Annotated in this window: 10 protein-coding genes and 1 tRNA gene; all 11 read left to right on the top strand. The window is 42.0% G+C overall.

The genetic code is table 11. From position 1 onward, the window contains the following. Positions 1 to 7 precede the first annotated feature (7 nt). Complete coding sequence (locus tag HMPREF1535_RS03105; protein ID WP_046145264.1) at positions 8 to 1,438, top strand: glycoside hydrolase family 30 protein; 1,431 nt, start codon at positions 8 to 10, stop codon at positions 1,436 to 1,438. A gap of 413 nt (positions 1,439 to 1,851) precedes the next feature. Next, positions 1,852 to 2,121: a co-chaperone GroES gene (locus tag HMPREF1535_RS03100; RefSeq protein ID WP_007654644.1), complete on the top strand. Its 270-nt coding sequence runs from the start codon at positions 1,852 to 1,854 to the stop codon at positions 2,119 to 2,121. A gap of 33 nt (positions 2,122 to 2,154) precedes the next feature. After that, positions 2,155 to 3,795 (top strand): chaperonin GroEL, encoded by a 1,641-nt coding sequence (groL, locus tag HMPREF1535_RS03095; RefSeq protein WP_010802098.1) that lies wholly within the window; start codon positions 2,155 to 2,157, stop codon positions 3,793 to 3,795. Positions 3,796 to 4,158: 363 nt separating this feature from the next. Continuing rightward, on the top strand, positions 4,159 to 8,721 hold the full coding sequence (locus HMPREF1535_RS03090) for a DUF6383 domain-containing protein (RefSeq protein ID WP_046145263.1): 4,563 nt from the start codon (positions 4,159 to 4,161) through the stop codon (positions 8,719 to 8,721). 164 nt (positions 8,722 to 8,885) lie between these two features. After that, the gene (locus tag HMPREF1535_RS03085) at positions 8,886 to 9,794 is read left to right on the top strand and encodes an AraC family transcriptional regulator (protein WP_044246026.1); all 909 of its coding nucleotides are present in this window, start codon (positions 8,886 to 8,888) and stop codon (positions 9,792 to 9,794) included. A 60-nt stretch (positions 9,795 to 9,854) separates the two neighbouring features. Beyond that, positions 9,855 to 12,998: a GH92 family glycosyl hydrolase gene (locus HMPREF1535_RS03080; protein WP_052716638.1), complete on the top strand. Its 3,144-nt coding sequence runs from the start codon at positions 9,855 to 9,857 to the stop codon at positions 12,996 to 12,998. Between the two features lie 291 nt (positions 12,999 to 13,289). After that, on the top strand, positions 13,290 to 13,475 hold the full coding sequence (locus tag HMPREF1535_RS26070; protein WP_208856840.1) for a hypothetical protein: 186 nt from the start codon (positions 13,290 to 13,292) through the stop codon (positions 13,473 to 13,475). Next, complete coding sequence (locus HMPREF1535_RS03075) at positions 13,450 to 16,305, top strand: SusC/RagA family TonB-linked outer membrane protein (protein ID WP_244275560.1); 2,856 nt, start codon at positions 13,450 to 13,452, stop codon at positions 16,303 to 16,305. The genes HMPREF1535_RS26070 and HMPREF1535_RS03075 overlap by 26 nt, the downstream gene beginning before the upstream one ends. Before the next feature lie 16 nt (positions 16,306 to 16,321). Beyond that, positions 16,322 to 17,956: a RagB/SusD family nutrient uptake outer membrane protein gene (locus HMPREF1535_RS03070; protein ID WP_046145261.1), complete on the top strand. Its 1,635-nt coding sequence runs from the start codon at positions 16,322 to 16,324 to the stop codon at positions 17,954 to 17,956. A 12-nt stretch (positions 17,957 to 17,968) separates the two neighbouring features. Further along, positions 17,969 to 18,898: a LamG domain-containing protein gene (locus HMPREF1535_RS03065; RefSeq protein WP_046145260.1), complete on the top strand. Its 930-nt coding sequence runs from the start codon at positions 17,969 to 17,971 to the stop codon at positions 18,896 to 18,898. Positions 18,899 to 19,068: 170 nt separating this feature from the next. Then, positions 19,069 to 19,150 (top strand) — tRNA-Leu (locus HMPREF1535_RS03060). The last annotated feature ends 16 nt before the right edge of the window (positions 19,151 to 19,166 follow it).

The following is a 19,166-nucleotide window of genomic DNA, read 5'->3' as shown; positions in this document are numbered from 1 at the left end:
CTGTCTCATGAAAACATCTCTTTTAATTCTCGCATTCGCTTTAGTCCTCTCTTCCTGTTCTGTTCAGCCAAGAGCATCCTGGGTAACAACTACGGAAAACGAACCGTGGCAGGAGCAATCCGACCTGGTCTCTGCCTCTTCGGATACGATTCCGACGATCGACGCGGTTATCCATACCCATAAGAAAGGACAGAAGATAGACGGTTTCGGTGCCTGCTTCAACGAGCTGGGCTGGATTTCCCTGAGCAAACTCGATCCGACAGTCCGCGAAGAGATCATGGAAGAACTCTTCTTCCCGGAGATAGGGGCAAATTTCACCATCTGCCGTATGCCGGTGGGTGCCAACGATTTCTCCCGCGACTGGTATTCCTATAATGAGACCGAAGGCGATTTCGAAATGGAATACTTCACCATCGCCAACGACCAGCAGACATTGATCCCTTTTATTAAAGGCGCACAGAAATACAATTCCGACCTGCGTATCTGGGCCTCTCCCTGGTGTCCTCCTGCCTGGATGAAATACAATAAGCATTATGCCTCCGCCTATACCGGCGAAGCCTACAACGAGAAGTACCGCAACGGCCTGCCTGCCGATAAGGTCGGTTATGAAGGAACGGATATGTTTATCCAGGACTCCCTTTACCTGCAATCGTATGCCCTTTACTTCTCTAAATTTATCGAAGCTTATCGTGAACAGGGCATCGACATTTTTGCCGTCATGCCGCAGAACGAGTTCAATTCGGCACAGATATTCCCCAGTTGTTGCTGGACGGCTGCTTCCCTGGCTAACTTCGTCGGCAACTATCTCGGTCCGGCTATGAAGGAACTGGACGTGAAAGTGATGTTCGGCACCATGGAACGTGCCAACGAAGCATTGGTGGATACCATCCTGACCGACCCGGCAAGCGGCAAGTATATCAGCGCAGTCGGTTTCCAATGGGCGGGAAAAGGAGCGATCAAAGGTATACACGAACGTTATCCCGATATGAAACTCTATCAGACCGAGCAGGAATGCGGCGACGGAAAGAATGACTGGAGCGGTGCCGTTTACTCCTGGAACCTGATGCGTCATTACCTGGATAACGGTGCGTCGGCCTATATGTATTGGAATATCTCGCTGGATAAAGGCGGTATCAGCCGTTGGGGATGGGCGCAAAACTCCCTTGTGGTTGTCGATCCCGATACAAAAACCTTCCATTACACTCCCGAATATTATGTAATGAAACATTTGAGCCATTACGTCCAGCCCGGTGCCCGTAAACTGGAAACCTCCGGCCAGTTCAGCAATCTCATGGCCTTCGTCAACTCCGACAAAAGTATTGTTGTCGCTTTGGCAAACGAAGGAAATGAGGACCGCCAGGTATCTGTTGAAATCGACGGTCGCGTCTACCAGCCTGTACTACCGGCTCATTCCATCGCAACATTGCTGATAGACTAATTTGAAATATACTATATATTAATGTAAGGGACGGCAGATTCTAATTCTTTCGTCCCTTATTTTTTTACTTTTGAGCATGCTCGGAATTGATTTTTAGCATGGTCGAAATCTATTTTTAGCTAGCTGAAAATTAAATTAAGGCATGCTCAAAAGAATAAAAGTTTAGGACTTATCAGTTAAAAGACCGTGACTTATGAACTACTTTCCCGTTACTTTTGTTCTAGTCGGGAAGCATGTGAGGCGGAATGTATAGTCATCCTGTCAGTCATGTCGGCGCATCTAAACGTCTGTTTATGCAAAATTGGCAGTCTTTTCCCTGCCAATTAATTTGGCACAGATTTCGCATAGGAATAAGCGTGAATTAGAAAAACACATGTAAACATAATATTATTAACAATTAAAAATATAGTAAGATGAACATTAGACCATTAGCAGACAGAGTGCTTATTAAGCCGGCTGCAGCAGAAGAAAAGACACTTGGCGGAATCATTATCCCGGATTCAGCAAAAGAAAAACCTTTAAAAGGTGAAGTTGTTGCCGTGGGTAACGGAACAAAGGATGAAGAAATGGTTGTGAAAGGTGGCGATACTGTACTGTACGGAAAATATGCAGGAACAGAAATCGAACTGGATGGTGAGAAATATCTTATCATGCGTCAGTCTGACATTTTAGCTATTATCTAATTCATTAAACGGAAATAATAAAACAATATAATCATGGCAAAAGAAATTAAGTACGATATGGATGCCCGCGACCTTTTGAAGAAAGGTGTGGACGAATTGGCAAATGCTGTAAAAGTAACATTAGGCCCGAAAGGCCGTAACGTGATCATCGAAAAGAAATTCGGTGCTCCTCACATCACTAAAGACGGTGTAACGGTAGCTAAAGAAGTGGAACTGGCTTGCCCGTTCGAAAACATGGGTGCTCAGCTGGTAAAGGAAGTGGCTTCCAAAACAAACGACAATGCAGGTGACGGTACAACTACTGCTACTGTATTGGCACAGTCTATCATCGGTGTAGGTTTGAAGAACGTTACAGCAGGTGCTAACCCGATGGACCTGAAACGCGGTATCGACAAAGCTGTTGCCAAAGTGGTTGAAAAGATCGCTGACCAGGCTGAAGAAGTAGGCGACCAGTTCGAAAAGATCGAACACGTAGCTAAGATCTCTGCTAACGGTGACGAAATGATCGGTAAACTGATTGCTGAAGCTATGCAGAAAGTGAAGAAAGAAGGCGTTATCACAGTGGAAGAAGCAAAAGGTACTGAAACTACAGTTGACGTAGTAGAAGGTATGCAGTTCGACCGTGGTTACATCTCTCCGTACTTCGTAACCAACACAGAAAAGATGGAATGCGAGATGGAAAATCCGTATATCCTGATCTACGACAAGAAGATCTCTGTATTGAAGGACTTGCTTCCTATCCTGGAACCGGCTGTTCAGAGCGGTCGTCCGCTGTTGATCATTGCTGAAGATATCGACAGCGAAGCATTGGCTACATTGGTTGTAAACCGTCTGCGTGGTTCTTTGAAGATCTGTGCAGTGAAGGCTCCGGGCTTCGGCGACCGTCGTAAAGCTATGTTGGAAGATATCGCAGTGCTGACTGGCGGTGTGGTTATCTCTGAAGAAAAAGGTTTGAAGCTGGAAGGTGCTACAATGGATATGTTGGGTACTGCCGAAAAGATCACTGTTGACAAAGATACTACAACTATCGTTAACGGTGCCGGCGACAAAGCTGCTATCCAGGCTCGTATCGGTCAGATCAAAACTCAGATCGAAAACACTACTTCTGACTACGACAAAGAAAAACTACAGGAACGTCTGGCTAAGATGGCAGGTGGTGTAGCTGTTCTTTACGTAGGTGCTCCTTCTGAAGTGGAAATGAAAGAAAAGAAAGACCGTGTGGATGATGCTTTGCATGCAACCCGCGCTGCTATCGAAGAAGGTACAGTTCCTGGTGGTGGTGTAGCTTACATCCGTGCTATCGAAGTACTGGAAGGCATGAAGGGTGAAAACGAAGACGAAACAACAGGTATCGAAATCGTAAAACGCGCTATCGAAGAACCGTTGCGCCAGATCGTTGCTAACGCAGGTAAGGAAGGTGCCGTTATCGTTCAGAAAGTAAAAGAAGGTAAAGGTGACTTCGGTTACAATGCTCGTACAGACAAATATGAAAACCTGTGCGCTGCCGGTGTAATCGACCCTGCTAAGGTAACTCGTGTTGCTTTGGAAAACGCAGCTTCTATCGCTGGTATGTTCCTGACAACAGAATGCGTAATCGCAGAGAAGAAAGAAGATACTCCTGCTATGCCTCCGATGAACCCGGGTATGGGTGGTGGCATGGGTGGCATGATGTAATATCTTCCCATCAAGATAAAACCGGAAACGGCTGCTTCCCGAAAAGGGTGGTGGCCGTTTTTTTGTTATATATATAATAATGTATAGGGAATATTGCCGGAAATGAAGTGCTAATGGTTGGATATGTCCTTAAAACTGTCCCCTTTGTACGATTTAAGGTAAGAATCGGATAAGAAAGCATGGTTAAAGGGAAAAAAATATAACAAAAAAATAGTGCAACAAAAAAAGATATGTATATTTGCATAAGAATTTAGGTGCAAGGTATGCACAGATGAATGCGACGGTAAGTAGTCGTCAGAACTTTATTTTGATAGAAAGATTTATTTGAACTTTATATTTTATTACTAATTAAATTATTTGATTATGAACAAAAAGTTTTCTACTTTGTTCGCCGCGTTCCTTGTGGCAAGCAGTAGTTTTTCAATTTTTGCTCAAAATGCGGTCCCAGCCTGGTACAAGACAGGTGCTGATACTTACAAGGCCGATTTTGAAGATCCGACTGCGGATGAATTGAAAGAAGCTGCGAAATTTGACCTTCTCAATAGAGGTGCCTTAAAGTATATCACAGAGCAAACTGTTAATTACTGGAATTATATTCTGCCTTTGCAGGATGTGAATGCTGGAACTCTTATTCCAGGGGTATTTGTTGCTTTTGATTCTGCAGCGGGTAATGTAGCTGGTGGCCAGTATGTATCTGGCGACGAGTTATATAGTAATGTAAATCAACCTCAATATGGTGTTATTACTCAAGGTGATATTACTTATTTAGGTGTTAGAGCGACAGAAACAAGACAAAGTCGTGTTGAATTTACATTCGATACAAGAGGTTTGAGTGATGCAACAAGTTTCCATTTTTACATCAGCCGTTTGAAAAACGATGACGTAAACCGTAACTTGGTTTGGAAGATTGCAAGTGCTAAGGCTTATAAACTGGATGGTACAGATGCTCAGGATTTACCTTATAATGAAAAATATCAGAATGGATTCCTGGTTGATAAAGAAGGTGTTACTGTAGATGGCGTAATAAATCCAGATGCCTATAAGGTAATGTTTAACATGGCTAACACAGGTGAAGTCGATATTGATAACTCTATTGTACATATCGTTCTTGAATCAGAACTATCTGAACCTGATGAAAATGCAACAGATAATACTTTGGAACCTGTAACATTGTTCTCAAGTGTTAATCTTGATTTCATTCGTCCTCACGTAGAAATAGATTATGAAGCAGAAAAAGAATTCCGTGTAGGTGTTAACCGTTCTACTGAATGCGAAGCATCTGAAATGGATGTTAAGATCTGGAAGTTCAATGATAAGATGGCTGGTGTTGAAACTCCTCACCATGTTCAGGCTACTTATTTGAAACTGAATGTGAAAGCTCCTATCGTTCTTGAAAAGATTGGTAATGTTGCTGTAACTGAAGGTAACTTCTCTCAGGCAACAGAAGCTGACGGAAGTAGAAGTTTCTATGTACGTGCAGGTTTGTTCAATGAATACAATCCAGTTGACTGGTCAAATGTAAAGGTTGTTTATCATGTAGAGCCGGGTACTGTGAAAGACCAGTGGGAATTGGCTGACTATGTATTTGCTACGACTACTGCATCCAGTACGGATACAGCATTTGTTAGACATAGCGTAGATGCTCGCGGTTCATTCAAATTCGGTGATGACTTAGTCTTTACAAAATACGAAGAAGTTCTTGAAACATCTATTGATTTCACATATCTGCCTAAGTTTATTTTAGATTGTGCAGAAGGTCCTGGCCCTGCACCTGCGAATGCTGTAAGAATGGCAATTGATAACTCTTGTGATGGTGGTGCATTAAATCTTGAATTATTAACTCCGGCTGATCCGGGTTCTACCGACAGATGGGAAGATAAGATTGAATTCTTGGGATTCAACTGGTACTTCGAAGGTGAATTAGTTGATGGATTAAAACATACAAAATGTATTCCGAATGCTGCTATCGATTGTTTAGGTAATCTGAATGAAGGCTGGACAGTGAAAGCTGCTTTCCACTTTGCATCAGGTAACATGAACATCGATCAGGATGGAGCTTATAATATTGAAGAAAAATGGGGCTTGTCAGCAACATTGAATACTCAGGATGATTGCGAAGGTTATTCAGGACAGGATTTGATCAATCTGGGTGAAGCTTATTATCCGGGTGTTCTGACTACATCTGCTCGTACTCAGCACGTATGGACTAACTGGAGAGGTATTGAAACAGATAAGGGTGTTGTTGGTTCTGTAACCGGAACATTGGCAAACATTATGAATATTTCTGCTGGTTTGATCTCTGCTGCTCAGGATTGCGAATGTCCTGTAGGTGAGGCTGTAAAGGGTGGTGCTGAAGTATTTGCAGCTCCTTACTTTACTAATAAGGATTCTTATGTATGGGGTATTGGTGGCTCTTCTCGTAACCATGTTGTTCATGTTTACGCAACAGGTTTGAAACCGGATGCTGACGACGCTAACTATACAACTATCCGTCTGTACAAACAGGCTATGAGAATTGGTGAAGCGAAAGTAAAACAGGATAAGAACTTCTATTTCTCAACAGAATATGCAAACGCTGTTTGGAATCGTGGTGATGTTGGTGGTCTTGAACCGCAACCTGGTTCTGTATGGCGTGGTGAAAGTGCTGGTGACACATTGTATATCCGTGTTCCCTACAAACAAGCTAATCTGGATGACCTGAAAAATAATGGTATTCCTGTTAAGGTTAGATATACACCTCAGTCCAGAACCGATTGGGTTCCGACAGAAGAAATCCTTACAGATATGGCTCAGTTCGGCCTGTTGACAAATGATTCAGGTGATGGTAAAGCTACTCACGAAGATTGGGAAAAAGAATTGACAGGTTTCAATCAATTCAACGTAGTTGGTACTGTATTCAAAGGTCTTATCTCTACATTGACAGGTGACAAACCGGTAGGTGCTTATACCAGCTTCCTGGGTAATATCCAGAATCTTGACCAATTTGAATGGGGCGAATATGACTCTAACGTATTCCGTGATCTGTATACTAAGAACTATGGTACTTATTACCTGGGCCAGGATCAGTGTTATGAAGTGAAAGACGGTACTTTCGTTATCGCAGGTTTGAACCTTGTTGCTCCGGTAACTGTAGAAGCAAGCAAATCTAACAAGATTGGTGCATTCGATCACGATACAACTGTTGTTATCGGTACTTTGGACGGTGGCAAATTGATTCCTAACAAATACGGTGAGTTACTTGCTTACGTTAAGTCTACATTCAAACCGTCTGACAAGGCTGGTATCGTTCCTGATACAATCCATTCAGCAGTTGATAACAAAGACTTCATCTATAATTATGTAAATGACACAGTTCGTCTGTATCCGATGCAGATCAAAGACCAGATCAGCTGGACTTATGTATACGGTTTGGATGAAAAGTATGCTTACAAAGAAGTAGAAAACAATAATGGTCAGAGCAATGGCTATATCAGCCTGTTCGATATCTACGGAGCTTACCGTAATGATACAGTAGCTGCTAATATCTATGGTGATGTTAAACAACCTGAACTGTATTTCGCAACTACAGCTGATACAAAAGCTGCTAAGTTGGCTAAGTTAGACTTCGGCGCTGTTACATTCATCGATGCAGACATTGCTGCAACGAAGGAAATCTATTTGATCGGTAAAGATCTGCCTTCAATCGATCCTACTGAAGAGGTATCTAAAGTAATTGCTATCTCTCCTGCTGGTGCATTGATCGCTTCTACTGAAGGTAAGAACCAGGCTGAATATGTAAGCGAAGCTATTATTCCGGTTTCTGTTGATCTGTTGGCTGATAAGAGCGATCATGATCTGGTTACGGATGTATTAGCAGCAAGCACATTGTGCAACTGTACAGTAGATCTTCCGGTTAATTATTCTCCAGTTCTGGCTGCTCCTGTAGTTGATACTAAATATTTGTCTGACAACATTAACGGTAGCAAGGCTGAATTCAGATGGTCTGCAGTTCCGGGTGCTCACTACTACAAAGTAGAACTTGGTCAGTACGAAAAGCAGAACACTTCTAAGAATATCTTTATCTCTGAAGTGAAAGCTGAAGAAGGTACAATCATGGTTGAATTGTTCAACGGAACAGGTGAGGTTATTAATCCGTTGCTGCACCACAACTATAAGCTGACTATCATGAAGAATGGCGCTGAATATAACACTATGGATGTTATTTCAACAAATACTCAGTTGAATGAGGCTTATAAGGCTGAAGCATTTAGCGTTGACGCTGATTTGAGCCCGGCTAACACTTATACAGTTCTGTTGAAAGAAGGTGGCAAGCAGATCGATATCTTCGAATTCACTAACACAACTCGTTTGTCTCGTGACGAAAAAGACGGTCTTGAAGAAAACACTGGCGCATTCAATAAGAATGACTGGAATCCTGACTTCGGTTCTCTGCCGGTAGCTAGCTACATGGAAGAATCTGACAAATGGGACTTCCTCTTTGTTCAGGGTATTGAATCAGAAGAAGTAGGTCCTACTTCAACTTCAATCAGAGCAATCAACTTGCAGCCGAAGACTGAATATGCAGTACGCGTAACAGCTTATAGCTATTCTCCTTCAATTGTAAAATCTGCTTCATCTGACATCGCTGAGTTCGGTACTTCAATCTTTACTGAACCTGTTACAGGTGACATGCAGTTTGACGAAGATTCTTACAGCCCGCCAGTAGGCAACGAAGACATCACAGTTGATGGATTCAACGTATTCGGTGGCGTAGGTTCTGTAACAATCCAGGGTGCTGCTAATAAGACAGTTGTTGTAACAAATGTATTAGGACAGACAATCGCAAGAACAGTTCTTTCTTCTGACAATGCTACAATCTCTGCTCCGGCAGGTATCGTTGTAGTAGCTGTTGAAGGCGAAAGCGCAGTTAAAACTGTTGTTAAGTAAATAAGATACCCGAAAGACTGAAAAGTCCGAAAGTATTAAAGATAGAAACTCCGTCGGGAAACCGGCGGAGTTTTTTTGTATCTTCGCATCGTAAACCGACCGTAAGTTCCCGGTTAGAGAAAGCGAAGGTTTTCTTTATTGGAACAGGTCTTATGATTAAAGCCATGATAAAGATTAAGGAAGGATTCAAAGGAGAACGTTTTGTTTCCCTGCCGGACGAATTACTGGATTCGTACAGCAGCGAACCGCTTATCGGAAATTTGTATGTTAGGAAAATCGGTTTCTTTCCGAAAGTAAAGTATCATTATGTACAAAAGGACCAGGGCTCTAAATATGCGATGCTGATCTATTGTACGGAAGGAAAGGGGTGGTATACTATTTATGGAAAGACTTATACGGTCGTTGAAAACCAGTATATCATTATCCCACCCGATGTCCCCTATTCATTTGGAGCGGACGAGCATGATCCCTGGACCATCTATTTCCTTCATTTTAAAGGAAAACTGTGTAAAGAGTTTGTCCCGTCCTACAACATGCCCAAAGATATTTTGCCGGGAGAACATTCGCGGCTTCAGGACAGGATACGGTTATTCGAGGAGATATACAGTTGTTTCTCTATGGGATACACAAAGGAATATATGATCTATTCCAGTATGTGCCTTTATATGTTCCTGAGTTCGTTCATATATCTGGAACAGTTCCGTTATTATAATTTACCTACTCATAAAGAATATTCATTCTCGTCGAAAGTGATCCACTATATGCAGGAAAATGTGGAACGAAATCTGACGCTGGAACAATTAGCTACTTACTTTAAATACTCTCCATCACATTTCTCAATGCTTTTCCAAAAAGAGACGAGAATGTCACCGATTAATTATTTTATTCGGTTGAAGATTCAGAAAGCCTGTCAGTATATAGTGCTGACTAATCTTAAATTGAATGAGATATCTATTAAACTGGGATTTGAGGAACCAGCCTATTTCTCGCGTATCTTTACAAGAGTGATGGGAGTCTCTCCTTCCGTATATCGAAAGAAAGAATCAGAACATAGTATAACTCAATCAGAATAATATGACTTGCGGGACTCGCTGAAGATCGCTTCTTTTGCTGCATAAATAATCTTTGCAGTTATGAGAAAAAGAATACTTTTGGCAAGTTGTCTGTGTGTACTGGCTGTAACCTCTTGTACAATACCTGACAATAAGGGACAGATTTGGAATATAGGTGTCCCTGATAGTTCTACTGTTGAATTGGCATTGGGACCAGATCGGTATAAAGATTTTCTGGCTAATGACTTTGGTTTTGAGGATCGATATTTCTTGGTCGGGAAGAGTGATGTAAAAAAATCATTCCCTTATGTTTTGCCCGGTCCGGCCGATCAATGGGGCGGAACTTGGTCTACCGCAGGTTTAAGGACACATGACGTGAATATCCTTTTCGGATTGGAAAATATTCCGGAAGAAGGGGAGTGGTCGTTGATCGTTGATTTGGCTGATAATTCTCCTCATAAACCTCCTTTGTTAAAAGTCTTGATTAATAATAGTCAGGAAGAGAAGATTCAATTGACTTCAGGAGGAAGCGATGCTTCTATTACAGGAGATATGAGTCAGGCGAAACCGATTCATCTGTCTATTCCGGTGAAGAAAGGAGTATTACGTGAGGGAGGAAACAGCATCACGCTTTCCGTATTGGAAGGTTCGTGGCTTTTGTTTGATCATGTCGGTTTGCAAGGCCCTTCACGTGTCCGGTTGGTGAATCCGGAAAAAGCATTCGTTCGTTCTGTAAAGGCTGCCGATTATGAAGTGGCTACCGATAGTGGAAATAAGCAGCCCTTGCTCGTTGATGTGGAACATTTGGAAGGACAGCCGGCTCTTGCTGTCGAATTGGATGGAAAAGAGATATTTTCAACTGTGCTGGATACAGCACGTTATTGCCTGGAAGTTCCGATGCCGGCTGTTGCATCTTCGCAGATCAGTACTTTCGAGGTTCGGGCAGATGGTAAATTATTACAGAAAGGAAAGGTGGAACGTAAGCCTCAGCCTCTTCAGACTTTAGCCCGGTATGTAGATACTCGTATTGGTACGGCCCATTCCCGTTGGATGATTGCACCTGGTCCCTGGATGCCTTTCGGAATGGTAAAACTGAGTCCCGATAATCAGAATGCCGGTTGGCAGGCCGGATATCAGCCTACTTTCGAGAGCGTAGGATGTTTTAGCCATATACACGAATGGACGATGGGAGGGCTGGGTATGATGCCGACGAATGGACCGTTACAAACGATTGTCGGTGATGAAACTGACCCGGATTCAGGCTATCGTTCCCGGATAGATAAACTGACGGAAGAAGCTCCTTTGGGTTATTATAAGGTAGACCTTACGGATTATGGTATTAGAGCTGAGTTGACTGCCGCGACTCATTGCGGTTTTCAGCGATATACTTTTCCTTCCGATAAGGATAGTGCCCGGGTCTTGGTTGATCTGCATATCCCGGCTGAATATGATTACCAATTAGAGGATGTTGAAATAAAAAAAGTCAGCGATACTCGTATCGAGGGTTACAGTCATCAGTTGTCTAAATATGTATGGAGTTCTGATGCAGATCAGGAATATACCCTTCATTTTGTGATTGAGTTTGACCAGCCTATAGAATCGATGGGTGGTTGGATCAATGAGAAGAGGGAAAAGACGGAACATCTGGCAGCCCAAAATATAAAGAATGCCGGTGTCTGGTTACAGTTTGATGCCAAAAAATCACCGGTAGTACAGGCGCGTTCAGGTATTTCTCTGGTCAGTATAGCAAATGCTGCTGAAAATCTGGAGAAAGAAATCAGTTCACCTTTTGGCTGGCAGTTTGATCTGGTCCGGAATAATCAGGTAAATGTATGGAACGATTTGTTTGACCGTGTGTTGATCTCGACAAATGACCGTTTGGAGAAGGTGCGTTTTTATACTAATATGTATCGGGCATTGTGTAGCCGTAATATCTGGAGCGATGTAAACGGAGAATGGGTATCTGCCGATGAAAAGGTCCGTCGGTTTTCAGATCCGGATGATGTGGCTTTGGGATGTGATGCTTTTTGGAATACGTTCTGGAATCTGAATCAGTTTTGGAATCTGGTGACGCCGGAGTGGAGTAATCGTTGGGTAAAGTCACAATTGGCGATGTATGATGCGAATGGTTGGTTGGCTAAAGGTCCTGCTGGCATGGAATATATTCCGGTAATGGTCGCAGAACATGAAATACCTTTGATTGTCAGTGCTTGGCAAATGGGTGTTCGTGGTTTTGACGGAGAAAAAGCTTTTGCTGCTGTTAAAAAGATGCAGACTACCCCGAGTCAGAAAGTCTGTGGTGGTTATGCGGGAAATCGTGATTTGATGCCCTATCTGAAACACCGGTATGTTCCGGCAGACCTCGGACGTTTTTCTAATACACTGGAATATGCTTATGACGATTGGACAGTATCTCAACTGGCCGAGGCATTGGGGAAAGAGGAGGATGCTAAACTATTTGCAGAACGGGGTTCGTGGTGGAAAAATGCGATAAATCCGGAAACCGGTTATGCTCAAATGCGGAATAGTGATGGAAGTTGGAGTAAAGATTTTGATCCTTTCCATTCAGGTGCGAACCATCATTATGTGGAGGGAAATGCCTGGCAATTGACTTATTTTGTTCCCCAAAATGTTCCGGCTTTGGCTGAAATGATAGGAAAAGACCGTTTTGTTGAACGTCTTCAATGGGGATTCGGAGCGAGTGAACCTTGGCGTTACAATGCACCCAACGATCAGTACTGGGATTATCCGGTAGTCCAGGGAAATCAACAGTCCATGCATTTTGCCTTTTTGTTTAACTGGGTGGGACAACCTTGGTTAACTCAGAAATGGAGTCGTTCTATAATTGAACGTTATTACGGGGGCGGAATGGCAAATGCTTATCTGGGAGATGAAGATCAGGGACAAATGAGTGCCTGGTTTGTGATGGCTGCTCTAGGGCTCTTCCAGACAGATGGTGGTTGTAGCATCGAGCCTGTTTATGAGATCGCTAGTCCGTTATATGAAAAGGTTGTCATTGATTTGGGTGAACGTTTTGGCAGAGGGCAAACATTTACGATAGAAGCACATAATGCTTCCCGTGTCAATAAATATGTTCAGAGTGCTGTTCTGAATGGCAAGCAACTCCAGTCTTTCCGTTTTCCGGCTTCCGAATTGTTAAAAGGAGGTACTCTCACATTAGAAATGGGATCGACACCGGATTATTCCTGGGGAATAGAGCGGTAGTCTGATTTATTTAACTAAATTCTAATTAATAATATAGTAAGATAATATAAGAATATCGGAGTATTTTATTATGAATTTGTAAAATGGAATCTTTTACTTTGTCTTTAAATAAAAGGGGAGAGCACTCGTAGTAGGCTTTAATCCCGGATAAATATTATGACAGATATAAAAGGTTTGAATATGTTGTTATATGTTTGTATTTATTGCCTTGTGTTAATATGCGTGGTTTGTGATATAAATAATATAATCTTCTTATCTAACAATATTTATTGCTAATTAAAAATAAAGAGTATGAAACAAGTTAATCAATTGTCTAAACTTTTCGTTCAGGATTTGAATCGAAGAATGAAAATTCCAATGATTCTAGTCATGTCGGTTTTGGTTCTGCCGGTTGCTGCGGAATCAAAACATATGTTAATCCCCCCCCCCCGTGTTAAAAACAGACAATTATGTGTCTGGAATCGTAAAAGATATTAATGGGGAGCCCTTGTTTGGTGTCAATGTTAGTGTAAAAGGGAGTACAACCGGAACCATTACTGATGAGGAAGGCGCTTACTCTTTTGCTAATCTGAATCCCAAAGACATACTAGTCTTTTCCTATTTAGGAATGTTATCCCAGGAGGTAACAGTTGGAAGTCGTACTGAGATCAACATTGTGATGGCGGAAGACGTTATCGGATTGGAAGATGTTGTTGTCACAGGTTATACTTCTATGAAACGTAAAGATATAACAGGTTCGGTGGCCTCTATCAGTTCAGAAAAGATTGGCAGAATACCAGCCAACGATATTACGACCAGCCTTGTAGGAGTTCCGGGTATACGAATGGATGGTAGTTCCATTCGAATCCGTGGAACACGTTCCCGAAATGCCAGTAATGACCCGTTGATTGTGTTGGACGGGATACCTTATAATGAAACGCTGGCTTCAATAAATCCCGGTGATATTGAATCGATTGATGTATTAAAGGATGCTTCTTCTACCGCTATATACGGGGCAAGAGGTGCTAATGGCGTAATTCTGGTTACAACCCGGCAGGCGAAGAAAGGTAAAACGATTGTTTCTTATGATGGGTTTGCCGGAGTCGGAGTAAATGATTGGGGTTCTTTCGAAGTGATGGATGCAGATGAATATATTGCATTCAAACGTGAAGCATACCGAGCTGCCGGAACATGGAACAGCGAAGCTGATGATGCTAAAGCTTTTTCCGGAGCAGAACTGTCCAATATGGGAAAAATGAATACGGACTGGACGGGCGAATACTTTAACCGGAAACGTTTCTGGACCAACCATCTGGTTACTATTTCTTCAGGAAATGACAAAACTCAGTATAAAATCTCATTTAATTACCGGAATGACGATAGTCGTTATAAAAATAATAACTACAATAATTTTTACCTGACTACCGATTTATCTCATCAGGTATTGCCTTTTATGAAAGTCGGAATCTCTAACCGTGCTTATTATACAATTAAAAATGATAAACCGGATGTGTTCGGTACGGTAATCAGGATGTCTCCGTTGACGTCGGTGAGGGATGCTGATGGTTCTTACAATACCTACCCGTTTGGCGATCCTTTTGTAAAGAATCCGTATCTGAATGAAAGCGATGAAGTCTACAAGGATAAAACGGAAGAATGGAAGATCTTTTTCAGGATTTTTGCAGAGATCAATCTGGCAAAAAACTTTACTTATAATACGAATTTTGCCTATAATCCGGCTTTCTCTTCCAGAGGATATTATTATGATGAAAGAAGCGTTTCTTATCAGGATACACGGAATGTGGCCAGTATGACTAATAATCGGCAAGCCGACTGGGTGTGGAATAATATTCTGAATTATAAGCTGGACGTAAAGAAACATACGATTAATTTATCCGGAGTACTGGAGATGCAGAACAGGCAAACTGTTAACTCGAGTATGTCGGGTAAAGAACAGGAATCTCCTGCTTATTTGTGGTATAACATGGGGCGTCTGGTTGATTCGAAAACATTGTCTTCAAGTTTTACCCGCTCCCAGATGGTATCTTATATTGGACGTGTACAGTACGATTATAATGATCGTTATATGTTGACATTTTCAGTCAGAGGAGATGGGGCTTCCCAGCTTTCAGAAGGGCATAAATGGGCAACTTTCCCGTCAGGAGCCCTCGCCTGGAGAATTTCTGAGGAAGATTTCATTAAGCCGATCGATTGGATCACTAACCTGAAACTGAGAGCAAGTTATGGTTTGACAGGCAATTATGCAATTGCTGCTTATGCGACAGCCGGAACTCTTTATGGTACATATGCCAACTTTAAAACAGAATCCGGTGAAATTAATTATCCGGGTCTGGAACCTGATACCCGTCCGACTCCCGACTTGAAATGGGAAAAGAATAAGATGCTTGATATCGGATTGGATTTCGGTTTTCTGGATGGGCGTATTTACGGATCTGTTGACTGGTATGACTCCAGAAGTTTTGATTTGCTTTATTTGAAAACACTTCCTTATACGACAGGATTTAACCGTGCCTGGGATAATGTGGGAGATACCCGTAACCGGGGATTGGAGATTTCTTTGTCGGGGATTGCTGTTAAGAAAAAAGATTTAGAATTGGGGGCGACGCTTACTTATTATAGAAATAAGGAAGAATTGGTTCGCCTTCAGGATCCTGAGATGAAAGAGGATATCAATAACGGACTTTTTGTTGGCTATCCGGTAAATGGTGTATTCTACGATTATAAGCAAGTGGGTATTTGGCAACAAGAAGAAGCGGGCCTTGCAGCACTTTACGGACAGAAACCGGGTGAAGTGAAAGTGGCTGATTTGGATGGAAATGGGAAGATTGATGGGAATGACCGTATGATTCTGGGTACGAACAGACCTGACTGGGTTGGCGGACTTCAGATCAATGGACGATGGAAAGACCTGGATTTCTCAGTAGATTGTTATGGTGAATTCGGAGCTTTGGCGAGAGATACTTATAGTACAGATTTCTGGTCATCAGAAATGGGACGTTGGAATACGGTGAAAGTTGATTACTGGACTCCGGAAAATCCGACTAATTGTAATCCTCGTCCGGTAGCCGGTCAAAGTGTTAAATATCTGAGTGCAGTGGGCTATCATAAAAATAACTATGTTAATATCAGGAATATTACAGTCGGTTATACATTACCGAAAACATTGTTCAATGATAAAAGTGTAGTGAAAAAACTACGTGTTTATGCAACGGCGAATGATCCTGTTCATTATAGCAAGTTCATAAATTCCGGTGGTATTTCCTGGTGGGAAGCATTTTATATTTTTGGCGTAAATCTTCAGTTCTAATAATAAACGAATAAGTATGAAAAGAATATTTATATTGGGTTTGGTAGCCATATGTATGTCTACAATAGGGTGCTCAGACTTTTTAAAAGAAGAATCGTACGGATCTACAACTGATATTTTTGGTGAGGAGAATGGTATTAAAGCATTGGTGTATCAGTCCTATACAAAGATAAACAATCTGTATGGCGGTGGTGGGCAATGGCCTGCTTTTACAGAACATGGGGCAGACCTGTTCCTTCGGGGAGGGAATTTTACGGATATGGGAGTCTGCGATTATTATGGTTTGGATGCAACAAACGGAAATGTGTCCTGGTTGTGGAACCACTGCTATAAGGCGATGGCAAATATCAATCTTTTCTTTGAAACGATAGACAGTACGCCTTTTGCCGATGAAGCGGAAAAAGATCAGTATAAAGCGGAAATGATGGTTATGCGTTCTATGTTCCTTTGGATAATAACTGAAACATGGGGAGATACATATCTGCCTCGTACGACGGATGTGGATGAAGGGATGACGGCTAGTCGTTCGCCCCGTGCGGATTTTTACAAAGAAATTATTTCGGGATTGGAAGAGGCTGTCAAGCTGTTACCGGATCGGCGGACTTCCGAATATGGACGTATAGATATGCCTTCTGCTAAAGCATTTTTAGCTCGTATGTATCTTTATAATGAACAGCTGGATGAGGCAGCCGATATGGCGTCGCAGGTTATTGATGGTTCTTATGGTTTGGAACTTTCATCTTCCCTGAAAGATTTATGGGATGACAGTAAACGAAATAAAGAGTTTATCTGGACAACAGAGTTTGTGGAAGACGAGTCTTTTAAACAACCAAGCTATTACTGGCAACATTTTGCCATGTTTATCGACCGTTTTGCCGGTGTGAAAACAGAATGCGGTTGGACTGGTTATGGTGGCTGTGGTGCAGTTCCTACATTATATTATATATCATTATTTAATCATGAGGCTGATTTGCGCTGGTCCGACTTACATCAGTGGGTATGGTTGTATAATGATCCGACTGATGATACTTCGGCATTTCCCAATATGCAGACCTTGTATAAGGATACGGCATTATATCTGAGTATTGATCCGATCTCTGCAGAGGAAAAAGTACGTATGGCAAAATGTTATACTGCTTTCGATGTAAATGACTTGTATGATGCAAAAGGTATTCCGACCGATCGTAAAACATTTATCGGTATGACAAAATTCGATGATCAGACACGTCCGGGTGATATGTCGACCAATTCAGATAGAAATTATCCTGTATTACGCTTAGCTGAAATGTATTTGATCCGTGCAGAAGCAAAAATCAGAAGTACAACGAAAAAAGATTTGCAGGGTGCTGCTCGGGATATCATGACAATTAGAAGCCGCGCTACGAAATCCGGTCATGAAAAGGAAATGGAAGTAACGGAAAAAGATATGACTGTCGATTTCATTCTGGATGAACGTGGAAGGGAGCTGGCTGGAGAGTTTCAGCGTTGGTTTGATCTGAAGCGCCTAGGTAAGCTGGTTGATCATATTAAGCTTTACAATCCGGATGCAGCAGGTAATATAAAAGATTTTCATAAGGTTCGTCCGATACCACAGACTCAATTTGATGGTATGCCCGATTGGACGACGCTGGGTCAGAATGATGGTTATTAAAAATGTATTTATATGAGAACAAAGTATATATCAATGATATTTTTGGCAAGCCTTATGTTGATTTGCTTGTCGTGTAAGGATGAGGATGACTCTTTAGCCCGAAGTGGTTTGATCGAATGTATTCAAAAAGCGGAAACTTCTATCTCTGAGTCGGTGGAAGGAAATGAGGAAGGTTGTATAGCTCCGGGTTCTAAAGACATTTTACAAACCCGTATTGATTGGGCCTATTTTATCCTTCAGAATTCATCATCGGATGAAGCCTATACCAATGCATTGAAGATATTGGATGATGCTATTGCTGCCTTTTATGCTAATACGGTAAAAGCAGGTGTTCCTCTTTTCGGATTAGGTTCTAAAATGAATTTGGGACCAGTCGGCGATTGGAATGTGACGGAAAGTTTTTCTATAGAGTGTCGGGTGAAATATAACGAATTTGCCGGTGGTGATCAGAATGTTATTTCTTGTGAGAGTGGTAACTCGGGTTGGATGCTCAGAAGTAGTGGAAATGTTATACAGTTTTATATTAACGATGGTAACTGGACTGGTTGTCAGACTTCTTCTTTAGAGTTGAACCGTTGGTATCATGTGGCTGCAACTTACCAGAAGGGCGGCGGAATAGCTTTGTATCTGGATGGGAAAAAGGTTGGTAGCTCATCTTGTGGTACTTTACAGGTAACTCCGAACGCTGATTTGCAGGCAGGTACGGCTCCATCTTATTCTGATCGTTATATGAGAGGATATATTCAGGATTTAAGTCTATGGAAAGATGTACGTACGGCAGAAGAAGTTGCTGCGGATATTAATTGTGATTTTAGTGGGACAGAAGACGGTTTGAATGCTTATTGGCCGTTAAATCTGAATCTTGGAACTTCCATAACTGATAAAACTGGTAATCATACGGTTAATTTAGTTGATGTCGTTTGGGAGAATTCGGAAGAATAAACGAAGATTGTCTGTGTTCCTATCATGGGAACACGGACAATGAATATTGACTATAAAAACTGAAAATTCAAATAATAGGAAAAAAACAGCATAGATATTTTGCAGTATAAAAAAAAACACTACCTTTGCACCGCAATCACGAGAGATTGCTTACCTGAAAGTAATGAAATGCCCAGGTGGCGGAATTGGTAGACGCGCACGTTTCAGGTGCGTGTGTCGCGAGGCGTGCAGGTTCGAGTCCTGTTCTGGGCACTTCCGAAAAGCGGAC

It is taken from the genome of Parabacteroides goldsteinii DSM 19448 = WAL 12034 (assembly GCF_000969835.1).
Classification (GTDB): domain Bacteria; phylum Bacteroidota; class Bacteroidia; order Bacteroidales; family Tannerellaceae; genus Parabacteroides; species Parabacteroides goldsteinii.
This window is presented reverse-complemented; position numbering and strand designations above follow the sequence as displayed.

Excerpts from the sequence above, each read along its gene's own strand:
- HMPREF1535_RS03105 (WP_046145264.1), top strand. The coding sequence starts at position 8 with ATGAAAACATCTCTTTTAATTCTCGCATTCGCTTTAGTCCTCTCTTCC.
- HMPREF1535_RS03100 (WP_007654644.1), top strand. The coding sequence starts at position 1,852 with ATGAACATTAGACCATTAGCAGACAGAGTGCTTATTAAGCCGGCTGCA.
- groL (WP_010802098.1), top strand. The coding sequence starts at position 2,155 with ATGGCAAAAGAAATTAAGTACGATATGGATGCCCGCGACCTTTTGAAG.
- HMPREF1535_RS03090 (WP_046145263.1), top strand. The coding sequence starts at position 4,159 with ATGAACAAAAAGTTTTCTACTTTGTTCGCCGCGTTCCTTGTGGCAAGC.
- HMPREF1535_RS03085 (WP_044246026.1), top strand. The coding sequence starts at position 8,886 with ATGATAAAGATTAAGGAAGGATTCAAAGGAGAACGTTTTGTTTCCCTG.
- HMPREF1535_RS03080 (WP_052716638.1), top strand. The coding sequence starts at position 9,855 with ATGAGAAAAAGAATACTTTTGGCAAGTTGTCTGTGTGTACTGGCTGTA.
- HMPREF1535_RS26070 (WP_208856840.1), top strand. The coding sequence starts at position 13,290 with ATGAAACAAGTTAATCAATTGTCTAAACTTTTCGTTCAGGATTTGAAT.
- HMPREF1535_RS03070 (WP_046145261.1), top strand. The coding sequence starts at position 16,322 with ATGAAAAGAATATTTATATTGGGTTTGGTAGCCATATGTATGTCTACA.
- HMPREF1535_RS03065 (WP_046145260.1), top strand. The coding sequence starts at position 17,969 with ATGAGAACAAAGTATATATCAATGATATTTTTGGCAAGCCTTATGTTG.